General features: G+C 41.7%; 12 protein-coding genes and 1 pseudogene. 5 read left to right on the forward strand and 8 right to left on the reverse strand.

Features of this window, described 5'->3' with window-relative positions; translation table 11 throughout:
• Nucleotides 1–373, reverse strand: a pseudogene (locus tag CYK47_RS10270) (IS982 family transposase); the annotation flags it as partial.
• A 599-nt stretch (nt 374–972) separates the two neighbouring features.
• On the opposite strand from CYK47_RS10270, the gene prmB reads away from it, so the two are divergent.
• Both prmB and aroC read left to right on the forward strand, forming a co-directional pair.
• Nucleotides 973–1,983 (forward strand): 50S ribosomal protein L3 N(5)-glutamine methyltransferase, encoded by a 1,011-nt coding sequence (gene prmB / locus CYK47_RS10275; RefSeq protein WP_122901449.1) that lies wholly within the window; start codon nt 973–975, stop codon nt 1,981–1,983.
• Between the two features lie 14 nt (nt 1,984–1,997).
• Nucleotides 1,998–3,083 carry a chorismate synthase gene (gene aroC / locus CYK47_RS10280; RefSeq protein ID WP_122901450.1) on the forward strand — a complete coding sequence of 362 codons (1,086 nt, stop codon included), beginning with the start codon at nt 1,998–2,000 and terminating at the stop codon, nt 3,081–3,083.
• Nucleotides 3,084–3,126: 43 nt separating this feature from the next.
• Here aroC and CYK47_RS10285 read toward each other — a convergent pair whose 3' ends face one another.
• From CYK47_RS10285 to CYK47_RS10300, 4 genes are all read right to left on the reverse strand, one after another.
• The gene (locus CYK47_RS10285; RefSeq protein ID WP_122901451.1) at nt 3,127–3,408 is read right to left on the reverse strand and encodes a hypothetical protein; all 282 of its coding nucleotides are present in this window, start codon (nt 3,406–3,408) and stop codon (nt 3,127–3,129) included.
• A 93-nt stretch (nt 3,409–3,501) separates the two neighbouring features.
• Complete coding sequence (locus tag CYK47_RS10290) at nt 3,502–4,125, reverse strand: OB-fold-containig protein (RefSeq protein ID WP_122901453.1); 624 nt, start codon at nt 4,123–4,125, stop codon at nt 3,502–3,504.
• Nucleotides 4,126–4,140: 15 nt separating this feature from the next.
• Nucleotides 4,141–4,452, reverse strand: coding sequence for a Rieske (2Fe-2S) protein (locus CYK47_RS10295; protein ID WP_171407317.1), 312 nt, complete (start codon nt 4,450–4,452; stop codon nt 4,141–4,143).
• 14 nt (nt 4,453–4,466) lie between these two features.
• Complete coding sequence (locus CYK47_RS10300) at nt 4,467–5,471, reverse strand: adenosine kinase (protein ID WP_122901457.1); 1,005 nt, start codon at nt 5,469–5,471, stop codon at nt 4,467–4,469.
• Nucleotides 5,472–5,706: 235 nt separating this feature from the next.
• Between CYK47_RS10300 and CYK47_RS10305 the strand changes: the two genes are divergently transcribed.
• Together CYK47_RS10305 and CYK47_RS10310 are read left to right on the forward strand one after the other, a co-directional pair.
• On the forward strand, nt 5,707–8,646 hold the full coding sequence (locus CYK47_RS10305) for an insulinase family protein (protein ID WP_122901459.1): 2,940 nt from the start codon (nt 5,707–5,709) through the stop codon (nt 8,644–8,646).
• 20 nt (nt 8,647–8,666) lie between these two features.
• Complete coding sequence (locus CYK47_RS10310; RefSeq protein WP_122901461.1) at nt 8,667–9,812, forward strand: phospholipase A; 1,146 nt, start codon at nt 8,667–8,669, stop codon at nt 9,810–9,812.
• Nucleotides 9,813–9,844: 32 nt separating this feature from the next.
• Here CYK47_RS10310 and CYK47_RS10315 read toward each other — a convergent pair whose 3' ends face one another.
• Nucleotides 9,845–11,188, reverse strand: coding sequence for a TrkH family potassium uptake protein (locus CYK47_RS10315; protein ID WP_122901463.1), 1,344 nt, complete (start codon nt 11,186–11,188; stop codon nt 9,845–9,847).
• On the reverse strand, nt 11,185–11,844 hold the full coding sequence (locus CYK47_RS10320; RefSeq protein WP_122901465.1) for a potassium channel family protein: 660 nt from the start codon (nt 11,842–11,844) through the stop codon (nt 11,185–11,187). Before CYK47_RS10320 ends, CYK47_RS10315 begins: the two co-directional genes overlap by 4 nt.
• A 129-nt stretch (nt 11,845–11,973) precedes the next feature.
• Here CYK47_RS10320 and CYK47_RS10325 point away from each other — a divergent pair, with 129 nt between their 5' ends.
• Nucleotides 11,974–12,480 (forward strand): hypothetical protein, encoded by a 507-nt coding sequence (locus CYK47_RS10325; protein WP_122901467.1) that lies wholly within the window; start codon nt 11,974–11,976, stop codon nt 12,478–12,480.
• 45 nt (nt 12,481–12,525) lie between these two features.
• Here CYK47_RS10325 and ilvA read toward each other — a convergent pair whose 3' ends face one another.
• Nucleotides 12,526–14,064, reverse strand: coding sequence for a threonine ammonia-lyase, biosynthetic (gene ilvA / locus CYK47_RS10330; RefSeq protein ID WP_122901469.1), 1,539 nt, complete (start codon nt 14,062–14,064; stop codon nt 12,526–12,528).
• Nucleotides 14,065–14,136: the final 72 nt, after the last annotated feature.

The raw sequence follows: 14,136 nt of genomic DNA on the forward strand, positions 1-14,136 counted from the left end.
GCTGATTTTTACATACAGGTAGAGTTGTAGAGTCAACCCAAGCACACGTTGTTTGAGCATTGGAAGCTAAAGAAATATGTAATGCTTGAAGTGCGAGTTGATGTTGGTTGATCAAATAAACGATCCGCTGATAGGATGGTAATCCTTTAAAAAGCTTGGAGTAAAAGCGCTTTAGCATGCTATAAAAGGCTTTGAAATGATGAAGTTGAGAATTTTTATACCAAACTGCGATAAAGATAATTTCAGATAAGCATAGAACACCTGAGCGCTGTCTGACTTTAGGATTTTCTTGTTTTAGATACTGCCAATAGACCGCTTCATTTTTTTTAAAAAAATCATCAATCGTGCAGAATAAAGTTGTAAACTCGAACATAGGATGACTGGTTGAATGGTTTGTGTCGTAACTCACTTATCAACTCAGTCATCTTTTTTTTCAACTGAATTTCTTATCCATGATTCGGGTTAAATAGTGTACTTTCATGTGCTGCTACCTCTGATGATTTTAAAAATAAACGTATGGATTTAAAACAAAATACAACTATCCATTCGGGCATCAGCAAGGCTGCTATGTTGTGCAGCACATAAGGAATGCGAGTTAAAAACTTTCCAAGTGCTCAAAAGTGCTTTCATTGTTGTATGACTGTATTGTTGATCTATATTCAGCATAGAGCGCTTTTTTTAAGCTTACTGCGCGATTTTTGCATAAGCACATCCATGAAAATGCTATAGCGAATTAAAAGATTGAATCCACAACATTTACTGATTTTGGCGATGTTTAGCATAAATCAAGCTATATCAAAATACACAGCTCAAGCCAGTAACAGTAAAATTAAAAATCTAAGCCACAGTCATTGAACTAGAGTGTCAAATGTAGCTGCTGTGGATGGATTTTTTCTGTGCAAATGGGCGAAAAAGCACTAAAAACAAGGTATCATAGAGCGTTTTAAAAAATTAACCTTGGAGACGCCTTAAGTGGATCGACCGACAATTAGCCCTGAACATTTGCAGGAAGCCGCTGAAACACTGGTAACTATTCGTGATTGTATTCGCTTTGGTGTCACAGCATTACGTCAATACGATGCGCATTTAGGTCAAGGTACAGAAGATTATTTTGCAGAAAGTTCTGCTTTGGTTTTACAAACCTTGTCTTTAGATTGGAATGCAGATGCTGAAATTCTAGATGCTAAACTTCTCCCAAGTGAAAAAGCTGAATTTTTAAGCCTGCTCGAACGTCGTATTAACGAACGCGTGCCAACTTCGTATCTACTTAATTTATCTTACTTCTTTGGTAAGCCATTTTATGTCGACGAGCGTGTACTCATTCCGCGTTCACCAATTGCAGAGCTGATTGAAAACCGTTTTGCACCGTATTGCTTAGGTGAAAATGGTCAAATGGGTCAAGCGGTTAACAACTTACCAGAAAACCCAAATCCAAAAACGCCGCAGCGTATTTTAGATATGTGTACAGGTTCAGGCTGTATCGCAATTGCTTTAGCTTATGCCTTCCCTGATGCTGATGTCGATGCAACTGACATTTCTAAAGATGCTTTAGAAGTGGCATCGATTAATGCAGAACACCATAACAAACAATATCAAGTGGCTTTAATGGAGTCTGATTTGTTTGCCAAGATTCCTGCCGAAAATCAATATGATTTAATCGTATCGAATCCACCATATGTGGATGCTGAAGATATGGCAGATCTACCAGATGAATTCCATCATGAACCAGAACTTGCCCTTGCAGCAGGTCAAGACGGTTTAGATTTAGTACGTAAAATGTTAGCACAAGCAGCAGATTACTTAACTGAAGATGGCTTAATTGTGATTGAAGTGGGCAACTCAGAATGGGCAATGCGCCAAAACTTCAATACAGTTGATTTCTACTGGTTGCAATTCCAAAAAGGCGGCACAGGTATCTTTGCACTCACAGCAGCGCAATGCCGTCAATTCCGTGATTTATTTATTCAATCTGTTCAAGCATAAAGGAGTCGTTGAACATGGCAGGTAATAGTATAGGGCAACTGTTCCGTGTAACGACTTGCGGTGAATCTCATGGCGTTGGCCTCATGGCAATTGTCGATGGGGTACCACCAGGTATTGAATTGTCGGCTGCTGATTTGCAACTTGATTTAGACCGTCGTAAGCCGGGCACATCAAAATTTGCCACTCAGCGTAAAGAGCCTGATGAAGTTGAAATTATTTCTGGGGTTTTTGAGGGTAAAACTACAGGAACGTCGATTGGTTTATTGATCCGTAATACCGATCAAAAATCTAAAGACTATGGCAATATTGCACAAACCTTCCGTCCAAATCACGCAGATTATACTTATACCCATAAATATGGTTTCCGTGATTATCGCGGTGGTGGTCGCTCAAGCGCGCGTGAAACTGCGATGCGTGTGGCAGCCGGTGCTATTGCCAAAAAATATTTAAGCGAAAAGTTTGGTATTTTAATTCGTGGGCATGTCACGCAAATTGGTACGGAAAAAACCACGCAACTCGATTGGAACGAAGTCCCGAATAACCCATTTTTCTGTGGTGATGTCGATGCTGTACCGCGTTTTGAAGCCTTAGTCACGTCTTTACGTGAGCAAGGTACTAGCTGTGGTGCAAAACTCGAAATTATTGCAGAAAATGTACCTGTCGGTTGGGGCGAGCCAGTCTTTGATCGTTTAGATGCAGATATCGCACATGCCATGATGTCAATTAACGCAGTAAAAGGCGTTGAAATTGGCGATGGTTTTGCTGTCGCAGAGCAATTTGGTCATGAAACCCGTGATGAACTCACCACAGATGGTTTCTTAGCCAATCATGCTGGCGGTATTTTAGGGGGTATTTCGAGCGGTCAAGACATTCGTGTTGCCATCGCTTTAAAACCAACGGCTTCCATTACCACACCAGGTAAAACCATTACCATTGATCGTGAAGATACCGATGTCCTGACTAAAGGTCGTCATGATCCATGTGTCGGTGTGCGTGCAACGCCAATTGCAGAAGCGATGCTCGCGATTGTATTAATGGATCATTTTATGCGTCACCGTGCACAAAATGCTGATGTGGTACAACCGTTTGCACCGATCTAAGCATCAATAAAAAATCCAGACCAAAGGTCTGGATTTTTTTTCTTTAAGCGTTGCCACGCAATTGTTGCATTTGGCTTAAAATAACCGCTTTGTTTTCAATAATTTTATTCACGACTAAATCAGCTGGCAATAATGCTGCGATATTGGCAGGTAAGAGCTGATAAATTTGCGTTACAGTTTTGGCGAGTTCTTCATCTTGCGTAATTTTTTCTTCCGCGACATTCAGAAGTTGCTGCACCACTAGGCCTTGTACTTGCTGACCATGTTGTTTCCACAATTCGTTGACGCCCATTTCGGTAACGCTTTTGAATAATTGACCTAACATTGTTTAGTCCTTGTTCTAAAAGCAGCAGTCTAATCAAATTAGGTGTGAAAAAATGGCAACGATGAATAAATGTCTAAAATACAAGCAAATAAATTAAGATTTGTGTGCGTGCTGAGTAGAATTCAGTAAAGGTTGAGAACGGACTATTTTTTTCGCCACATAATGACCGCGTTTCATACGAATTAAAATCACTTGGCTTTCTGCTTCTAATTCACCAAATTCAGGTTCGACATCCACAATATGTAAACGTCCAAATTCATCACGAATACGCGCTTCGGCAGGAAAGCTAGGACGGGCTTTATCAACTAAGGTGGCTAGTCGCCCCAATAAATCAGGTTCAATATGTTGTTGTTTAGGAGGTAATACTTGATCTAGACAATGGATCATAAAGGCAGTAAAAAAGATGGCTAAAATCAGTGCTGGAAAAAACACATAATAAAATGGCGCAAACTGATTTTGTTGGGCGTAAATAGCAAATTGTAATACATAGCCCACACAACTAAAGTTCATTAATAAGAATACCACAATCAGTAATTTCGAGAACTTGACGTTGAGTAGATCAGCATGACGCAATTTAGGTGGAATACAGTGTTTTAGCCATAAACTCGGTGGGGATTTTAAGTAAAAGCCCACTGTTTCCAGCACGCTTAAGCTGAGCAACAATAACAGACTTAAATGAAAGGGCATTAACTGCCAATGTTGTAACAGCTCAAGCATGTTGGCATATCCTAATTAAGCATCGGCTAAGTAAATGCCACCATCGGAATGGACACTAATGGCGACTTTTTCTAAGGCTTGACCTTGGCAAGGACCCGAAACACATTCACCGCTTTCGACTAAAAATAATGCGCCGTGGGTAGAACATTCAATATATTCTTGCTCACGGTCTAAAAATTGGTTCTCTAAAAACTCAAGTTCCACTTGTAAGTGTGGACAGAGGTTTTGGTAGGCAAAAAAACTGCCATCACGTTGGGTGATAAAAATTTTATCGCCATTGTCTAAATCGAAGCCACGCGCCTCACGTTCTGGCACGTCTTCAGTCATGCAAATTTTTTGCATTATGCAGGGTCCTTTTGCAATGTAGTCAGCAGTTTTGCGTAGTCGTTTAAGTCTAAACGTGGGCCAAATTGTGACACCACTTGACTTGAAATTAAAATAGCCAATTCGGCAGCAGTTTGTAAACCTAAATCTGCGTTTAAGCCATAAAGAAAAGCACCTGCAAAAGCATCACCTGCGCCATTGGCATCAAGCGCAGTGACTTTGCGACCTGCGACATTAAATTGCGTGTCTTGCGTGGCAATTAAAGCCCCTTTTTCGCTTAATGTAATCACAACGTACTGACTTTTTTGACGTAAAACAGCAAGTGCAGCATCTACCGTATTGGTATGGGTGTACATCAATGCTTCTTGTTCATTGCAGAATAGTAAATCTACGCCATCATTAATTAATTCATCTAAGCCCTGACGTGCATATTGCACCATCGCAGGGTCAGATAAAGTTAAGGCAATTTTAACGCCATGGTTTTTCGCGATTTGACGGGCTTGTTTTACTGCTTGACGTGCCGTGTCACTAGTAGAGAGATAACCTTCGATATATAACCATTTGGCAGTTTCAAGCGCGCTAAAATCAATTTGCGCTGCTGATAACTCTGCGGTAATGCCTAAATAGGTATGCATGGTGCGTTCAGAGTCAGGGCTGACTAACACCATACAGCTGCCCGTCACACCATCGCTGACCGATTTTGGCGTAGTTTGAATACCAGCGTCGCTTAAACCGGCTAAATAAATTGCGCCTAAGTCGTCATTGCCAACACGGCAGGCATAAAAGGCAGAACCACCAAGGGCTGCAAAAGCGACTGTGGTATTAGCAGCAGAACCACCCGCGGCCTGACCTTTATACGTTTGTGTGGCGTGTAAATTGGTAGATAACGCGGCTTGAGTTGCGCCATCGGTCAGTTGCATGGTGCCTTTTTGCAAGTTTTGTTCAAGTAAAAATGCATCAGAAACTTTAAATTCTTGGTCAATTAACGCATTACCAATTGCAAAAAGATCAACAGTTGCCATGTCTTTTCATTCACATTAAATAAGAAAAATCAGATTTTACATGATTGTTCAACTTGGATACAGTTTGCTGAATAAAATTCAGGGTTTAACGAATTCGCCAAAAATTACAAGTTGCGAACAAAATTCAGCCACATTCACTTTAATGTTGAGTGAATTACTCAGCTTTTAGCATGAATTTTTAGCACAACTGTCGCTATAATGAGAACAGTTTTTTTAATTTTTATTTGGAGATCACATGACTGTAGATGTCACTGAAACTCAAACCACCACCGTACATCCTGCGTTTCAGTTGGTACGTCAACACCATGTCGAAGCCTTAGATATTTTTGTCTCTGAATACCAACATATCGTCACAGGCGCGGTACATTATCATTTGGCAACCGATCATGATGAAAATGTATTTTTGGTGGCATTTCGTACCCAACCGATGGATTCAAAAGGCGAGGCGCATATTTTAGAACACACAGCCCTGTGTGGTTCGGAAAAATTCCCAGTACGCGATCCATTCTTTTTAATGATTCGTCGTTCTCTGAATACTTTTATGAACGCCTTTACCGCTGCAGACTGGACGGCGTATCCATTTGCGACGCAAAACAAAAAAGATTTCCAAAATTTACTTGAAGTATATTTAGATGCCGCTTTTGCTGCCAACTTAAATCCACTTGATTTTGCCCAAGAAGGGATTCGTATTGAGCTTGAAAATGGTGAGCCAGTCTATAAAGGCGTGGTCTTTAATGAAATGAAAGGTGCTATGAGTGCACCATCAGATCAGCTCTATCACCAATTGGCACAGCATTTATTCCCAAAAACCACCTACCATTACAATTCAGGTGGTGATCCTAAAGATATTCCAGATTTAACTTACGACGAATTACTCGGTTTCTATAAATCACATTACCATCCAAGTAATGCGGTGTTTATGACCTTTGGTAATCAATCGGCGTATGATTTACAAGAGCAATTTGAAACTTTAGCCTTGGCTAAATTTGGCAAAGGCGAAACCCTCTATTCAACGCCTGAAACACGCCTCGCAGCACCGATCGAAGTGACAGAAACCTATGCGTTAGATGCAGATGATCTGCAGGATAAAACCTATCATGTAATGTCATGGTTATTGCCACAAGCCAGCGACATTAAATTGCGTTTAGGTATGCGTTTAGTTGAAGGGATTTTATTAGAAGATTCAGCATCGCCACTGCGTCATTATTTAGAAACCTGTGGTTATGCACAATCGACGGGTCCGTTAATGGGTGTAGACGATTCTAACTTTGAAATGACCTTCTACTGTGGTATTCAAGGCTCGAATCCTGAACACGCTCAAGCGTTTAAAGATGGCGTCTTTAATGTATTAACGCAGGTTGTGGCACAGCCAGTCAATCAAGATTTAGTCGATGCGATTTTACATCAAATTGAATTGCATCAACGTGAAATCAATGGCGATGGTATGCCATACGGTTTAAGCCTGATTTTAAATGGTTTAAGCAGCGTGATTCACCACAATGACCCTGTGGGCGTGTGGGATGTGGATAGCGCAATTCGTGCGGTCAAAGAAGAGCTGAAAGACCCAATGTGGTTGCCTCAATTAATTCAAACCCATTTAATTGACAACCCACATCGCGTACAAATGACTTTAGTACCAGATGCCAATAAATCCAAAGCCGAAAATGATGCCGAAAAAGCGCGTTTAGCTGCGATTGGTGCTAGCTTAACTGAAGAGCAAAAAGCGGAAATTATTGCGCAAACTGAAGCATTAAAAGTCCGTCAAGATACGCCGGATGATTTAAACCTGTTGCCTAAAGTGGGTCTAGAAGATATTCCTGCCGATTTACACATTGTGCAAGGTCAATTGCGTGAAATTATTAGCAATGGTTTAGATACACCGCTTAATCTCTATCATGCTGGTACCAATGGGATTTACTACCAACAAGTGTTGGTGCAAATTCCAGACGCCGTGGTGCAATCGCCATACTTCAACCTGTTGTCTATTTTAATGGGCGAAGTAGGTGCTGGTGAATATGATTATCTAGAGCTACAACAGCTGCAAACTGCGGTGAGTGGTGGCTTAGGTATGGGGGCTTCATTGCGTTCTAAAGTGGATGATGCCGGTAAAATCAGCGCATGGTTAACGCTCACCACTAAATCGTTGGTGAATAACTTAAGCGCCATCAATTTACTTAAAATGGCCTTTGAACAACTACGTTTTGATGAAAAAGATCGTATTGTTGAGCTGTTACAACAACGTAAAACCCGCTGGCAAGCGCGCGTGTCTGATGCCGGCCATAGTTATGCCATGCAAATTGCGGCACGTCAGCATAGTGCTTTAGCCAACCGTGATTATCAAAATACCGGTTTAGGTGCGCTCAATTGGCTGGGTCAACTGGTGGCAAGCTTAAATGACGAAGCAAGCTACAATGCTTTAATTAATGAATTAAAAGCCATTCACCGGACTTTATTGCAAGCACCAAAACAATTCTTATTGGTGTGTGAAGAGCAACAGTCTGAGCGTTTGGTTGAAGAAGTACAAAATGTTTGGGATAAAGTGGCAATTGATCGTAGCCCAATTGCGCTACAACAACTTAAAACCACACAAGATGATGGTAGTGATCAAGCATGGCTGATTCAAGCAAATGTACAGTTCTGTGCAGCCGCGTATCCTGCGGTACCTGTATCGCACCCTGATGCGGCACCCCTGATGGTATTGGCGGCATATTTACGTAATGGTTTCTTACATAGTGCCATTCGTGAAAAAGGCGGTGCATACGGCGGTGGAGCAAGCTACGATGGCAATGCATGTTCGTTCCGTTTCTATAGCTACCGTGACCCACGTTTAGCAGAAACCTTTAACGACTTTAATGCAGCGATTGCATGGATCCTAAATGCCGAGCAGCAGCCGCATCAATTGGAAGAGGCGATTTTAGGTTTAATTGCTGGTATGGACAAACCAGGTTCGCCTGCAGGTGAAGCAATTACCGCATGTTATGCATTGTTGCATGGTCGTCATCCATCGTTCCGTCAAACTTTACGTGAACGTTTAATTCATGTGAAATTAGATGACTTAAAGCGTGTAGCACAGCAGTATTTAGCTATACAAACTCCAAGTCGTGCAGTGGTAGCGCCTGTGGCAAAACGTGAATTGCTGACAGAGCTTGGTTTTAACATTTATCAAGTCAATTAAAACAATAAAAGGGGAAGATTATGGCGCTCAAATTTTTTGAGCGCAGTCCACTTTGGCTTGGCATTTCGATGCTAGGCTTCTGGACTGCAACACACACCCAAGCCGCGGAACAGACGATTGCCACGGTTCAGCCTGCCAGTGCCGCAGCTTGTGCGGCACTCAGCTCTAATTCAGAGCGTTTAAACTGTTATGATCTGTTGTTTAAACCCGCAGCCCCAAGCGAAAGTTTGGTCTCAGAGCGTGAAGCGGCCAAGGCATTGGCAGCAGCACCTGTCACTTTAACTGAAAAAGTACGTGATAAAGCTGAAGAAGTGGTGCCAGTGAAAGCAGCAGACATTAACCCAGCCACGTCTTTATTAGACCAACGTTGGGAGCTGTCGCCTAACAGTAAACTGGGTACTTGGAATTTACGTGAATACCAACCGGTCTATTTATTGCCAGTGTTTAGTACCACCGATAAAAATGAGCGTCCAACCAGTCCAAATCCGGACAATACAGTAAAGGTGGGGGATGAGCAAAATTTAAAATCAACCGAAGCAAAATTCCAATTGTCTTTCAAAACCAAGGCAATGGAGAACTTAATTGGCGATAACGGTGATTTATGGTTGGGCTATACCCAGTCGTCACGTTGGCAAGTCTATAACGAAGATGAATCGCGTCCGTTTCGTGAAACCAATTACGAACCAGAAGCAAGCTTAATTTTCCGTACCAATTACGAGATTTTTGGTTTAAGTGGTCGCTTATTGGGTTTGACCTTTAATCATCAATCCAATGGTCGTTCTGATCCATTATCACGCAGTTGGAATCGTGTGATCATGAATATTGGTTTTGAACGTGATAATTTTGCTTTAATGCTGCGTCCGTGGTATCGCATTAGTGAAGATAGTTCAGATGACAACAATGCGGACATTGACGACTATGTAGGCCGTGGTGATTTAACAGCATTCTACCGTTGGAATGAGCATGATTTCTCTTTAATGCTACGGCATAGCTTACAAGGCGGTAGTGATTCACATGGTGCCATGCAATTTGATTGGGCGTTCCCGATCAGTGGCAAATTACGTGGACATTTCCAACTGTTTGATGGCTATGGTGAAAGCTTAATTGATTATAACCACCGTGCCACTTATGCTGGTTTAGGTGTGTCTTTACTCAATTGGTTCTAAATTTAAACAAGCCGCGCATGCGCGGCTTATTATTAGCCAATTTGAATGTCGGTTGTAGCATGTTTGACGCGACTTTTTTTGGGTGTTGCAATCAAATAAGCCAAAGTCAAAGGCCCTAAACGTCCTGCAAACATTAATAGCATTAAAATGACCAAACTGATGGGGTTTAAATCTGCGGTAATACCACGCGATAAACCTACAGTACAAGCGGCAGAGACCGCTTCAAAAAGCAAATTTAAAAAGCTTTGTTTTGGTTCAACAATCATTAAAGCCAATACCCCAATAAAAATCAGCATACAGGTAATAGATACCACTGCCATGGCCTTAAAAATGACTTTTTCAGAAATCGCATAGTGAAACACACGTAGCTCATCACTACGTCTTAAAAAATTAATGACACTCAGCACCACAATAATAAAAGTACCCACTTTAATGCCTCCAGCGGTACTTAAAGAGCCACCACCAATAAACATCAATAACATCGTGATGAGTGCCGTGGTGTCATTAATCTCTGCCATATCGAGGCTATTAAAACCAGATGAGCGTGGTACAGTGGCGTGAAACCATGCATGCAGCGCTTGTTCACCTAAGCTTAAGTGCGCCATGGTATAGGGATTTTGTGCTTCTAAAGTCCAAATGACCACAAAACCAAAGATATTTAAGCCCAAAATAGTCAGCAGCACCAATTTGCTATTAGCAGATAGTTTTTTCCAGCGCTTTTTCTGCTGAATATCTAGCAGCACTAAAAAGCCAATGCCGCCAATAATATATAAAAAGCTGATGGTGAGCGTAATAATATATTGTCCATCAAAGCCTAAAAGCCCACCGGGGAATAAGGCAAAGCCTCCATTATTAAAGGCTGAAACACTGTAGAAGGCAGCATAAAACACAGCATCAGCAAAGTTATAGTTTTGCATCCATGCGATGGTTAAAATAAAAGTGCCGAGCAGCTCAAAAAATAAAGAATAAAAAAACACCGCTTTAATCGTCAGTGCTACTTTGGCTAAACTGGTATAACCAATGCTTTCTTGTGCCATCATTTGTTGTTTTAGCCCCAATTTAGGCGCCAAACTCAAAGCTGCTAAAATCGCAAAGGTCATAAAGCCTAAGCCACCCAACTGTAACAACAGCATAATAATGCTTTGTCCAAAGGTGGTATAACTATCACCAATGTTGACTACCGAAAGCCCTGTAATGGTTACTGCAGAAGTGGCGGTAAACAGTGCTTCTAACCATGAAATATCACCATGATGTGATATGGGTGCTTTAAGTAACAGCGTCCCTAAGGCAATAAACATACAAAAGCCCAGTGCCAACAAACTTGGCGGGCTTAAGTTAATCGTTTTATGTTGCGGGTTATAGTGCAAATGTTTCATAAATCATCAACAAAGTACTGTGATAGGCGACGTAAGTCATGTAATTCGCCCGCAATCACCAACATATCACCTTGTTGTAAAATCAGTTGTGGATCAATTGTATAGTTAATACTTGTGCCACGTTTATGTAAAATGCTGCGAATATCAGTCGCATGACGCATCAATTCGTAAAAACGTAAACCATGCATATTGGCTTTAATTTCAACACGCACCAAATAATGATTGTCTTCTAAGGCCATATAGCGACTCACCATGGGGTAGCTTAAAGATTGTGCCACGCGAATCCCCATGTCTTCCTCAGGATGGATAATTTTATCCACGCCCAAATGGGTCAAAATCATATGATGCGCTTTGGAGTTGGCTTTCACCCAAATTTTTTTTAAGCCTAAGTTTTTTAAATGTAAAACACATAAAATACTGGCTTCAATATCTTCGCCAATGGCGACCACTGCAGCATCACAATTTTGGATATTTAGCTCGGCCAATACATGCTCATCGGTAGCATCGGCAATCACCGCATGGGTAATGCTTTCAGCCAGATTGTCCACCAACTTTTTTTCATTGTCGATGCCAAGTACATCATGATTGAGTTGCATCAGTTGTTCGGCGACAGCAGCGCCAAAGCCACCTAAACCAATAACTGCAAATTGGGCCATGTCAATGCTCCTTATCTTTTGTTAAGTGATTACCACCAAAGTGCATATAAACAACACAATCTGAGTGGAAAATCATCCGAGGTGCATTTTATAATTTATTTTGATCTATCGCGAGACAAGGAGTGTAGCGTGGCTCGGAATTTATATGAAAATCTACAGGTGGCATTTCCAGAACTCAAAAAAGTGCCTTTGCCTGACGAATTAGATCGCTTTGAATATTTTGTCAGTTGGCTCAATAGTTATCATACCCATTTGCAACGCTTAGATGGCCATGATTTCAGTCTAAAACAGCTAGACCATTGTTATCGTTTGCAACAGCTTAATTTAGACTTAGATGAACTGAAAAATGAAATTCGTGAAGAATTACAAAGTGTATATCAACTGTACGACGATGACGATGAGGCCGATGCAGACGCCCGCGACATGGGCGCATTTTATGCCACTGAAATTGGCGATAATGTCATTTTAAATACCTTAAAGCTATTTATTGAACCTTATGATCTGGCGGTCGTAGTTTTAGATCATGAAGAACCTTATTGGATGATTGTGCCCAATCAGCCAGAATTGCTATCTGCTTTAAGCAAAAACTATGCGCAGACCTTTGGTGAAGAACAAGAATTTTTGGTCTTAGAATAAAAAACCGCCTGCATGCAGACGGTTTTTTAAAGCAAGCTAAAATATTTATTTTAAGAAACGCTGATAACCTAAGTTATTGGTCACTTCATCGTACGGATAAGTGATGCTCTCTAAGGTTTCAATTAAACCATCTGGATTTTGCTGTGCATCGGTGGCTTCAAGCCCGACCAAAACACGACCTTCCGCTGCGCCGTGGTTACGGTAGTGGAACAGGGTAATGTTATGCGTTGGACCAAGACGTTCTAAGAAGGTGAGTAACGCTCCCGGACGCTCTGGGAATTCGACACGGAATAAACGTTCGTTGGCAAGATCGGCATGACCACCAATTAAATAACGAATATGCAGTTTAGCCACTTCATCATCCGATAAGTCATCCACATCATATTGCGCTTTTAGTGCGTCATAAATGTCGTGACGTTCTTTTTCGCCGCCTTTTAAGCTAATCCCGACAAACACTTGCGCGGCTGTGGCACCACTAGCACGGTAGTTAAACTCGGTAATATTACGACCTTGCAAAGCACGGCAGAATTTAAGGAATGAGCCTTTTTCTTCTGGAATCGTGACGGCAAAAATCGCTTCACGGCGTTCACCCAGTTCAGTACGTTCGGCAATATAACGTAAACGGTCAAAGTTCATGTTGGCGCCGCAAACAATCGACACCATGTTTTTACCGTGTAGGTTATGTTGTTCTACATATTTTTTAATACCGGCAAGCGCCATGGCACCAGACGGCTCAACGATGCTACGGCATTCGTCAAAGGTATCTTTTACCGCCGCACAGATTTCATCGGTATTCACTAAGACCACTTCAGGTTCCACGATTGGGCCTGAGTTATCTGATTTTTGTAGACGAATCACTTCAAACGGTTTTTCACCAATTTGTGCGACCGCGGTGCCATCGGCAAATAAACCTACAGAGGGAAGAATGACACGTTCACCGGCTTCAAGGGCCGCTTTTAAACAAGCAGATTCGTCATATTCAACAGGAATGACTTTGACGTGTGGCGCAACATCACCTAAATAAGCCGCAACCCCTGCAATTAAGCCGCCACCGCCGACTGCAACAAATACATATTCCACATCACGCCATTGACGTAAAATTTCATTAGCAATGGTGCCTTGACCTGCCATGACCAATTCATCGTCATAGGGTGGAATAAAAGTCATGCCTTCTTCTGTGGCACGGGCAATGGCATATTTATTGGCTACATCAAATGAATCGCCATGTAATACCACTTCACCACCTAAGCGTTTTACCGCTTGCACTTTAATATCAGGTGTAGTTTTTGGCATCACTATGATGGCACGAATGCCTAGTTTTTGCCCGGATAATGCGACCCCTTGCGCATGGTTACCGGCAGAAGCAGTGATCACACCGCGTTCGAGTTGTTCTTTACTGAGTTGGCTAATACGGTTATAGGCGCCGCGCAGCTTGAAAGAAAACACCGGCTGTAAATCTTCACGTTTAAAGCGAATATTATTATTAAGCTTCTCACTAATTCGAGGCGCTGCTTCGAGTGGGGTTTCGATTGCAACGTCATACACCGTTGCCTGTAAAATTTGTCGAACCAAACGAGACAGCATGTTAATCTTCCATCTAACAGTTTAAAATAGGGGCTTATTGTAACAAACCCCTGTCTTTTTGGGCTGAAAATT

It is taken from the genome of Acinetobacter sp. B51(2017) (assembly GCF_003711395.1).
GTDB lineage: Bacteria > Pseudomonadota > Gammaproteobacteria > Pseudomonadales > Moraxellaceae > Acinetobacter.

Coding starts and splice junctions, on each gene's coding strand:
- aroC (WP_122901450.1), top strand. CDS start 1,998: ATGGCAGGTAATAGTATAGGGCAACTGTTCCGTGTAACGACTTGCGGT.
- CYK47_RS10285 (WP_122901451.1), bottom strand. CDS start 3,408: ATGTTAGGTCAATTATTCAAAAGCGTTACCGAAATGGGCGTCAACGAA.
- CYK47_RS10290 (WP_122901453.1), bottom strand. CDS start 4,125: ATGCTTGAGCTGTTACAACATTGGCAGTTAATGCCCTTTCATTTAAGT.
- CYK47_RS10295 (WP_171407317.1), bottom strand. CDS start 4,452: ATGACTGAAGACGTGCCAGAACGTGAGGCGCGTGGCTTCGATTTAGAC.
- CYK47_RS10300 (WP_122901457.1), bottom strand. CDS start 5,471: ATGGCAACTGTTGATCTTTTTGCAATTGGTAATGCGTTAATTGACCAA.
- CYK47_RS10305 (WP_122901459.1), top strand. CDS start 5,707: ATGACTGTAGATGTCACTGAAACTCAAACCACCACCGTACATCCTGCG.
- CYK47_RS10310 (WP_122901461.1), top strand. CDS start 8,667: ATGGCGCTCAAATTTTTTGAGCGCAGTCCACTTTGGCTTGGCATTTCG.
- CYK47_RS10315 (WP_122901463.1), bottom strand. CDS start 11,188: ATGAAACATTTGCACTATAACCCGCAACATAAAACGATTAACTTAAGC.
- CYK47_RS10320 (WP_122901465.1), bottom strand. CDS start 11,844: ATGGCCCAATTTGCAGTTATTGGTTTAGGTGGCTTTGGCGCTGCTGTC.
- ilvA (WP_122901469.1), bottom strand. CDS start 14,064: ATGCTGTCTCGTTTGGTTCGACAAATTTTACAGGCAACGGTGTATGAC.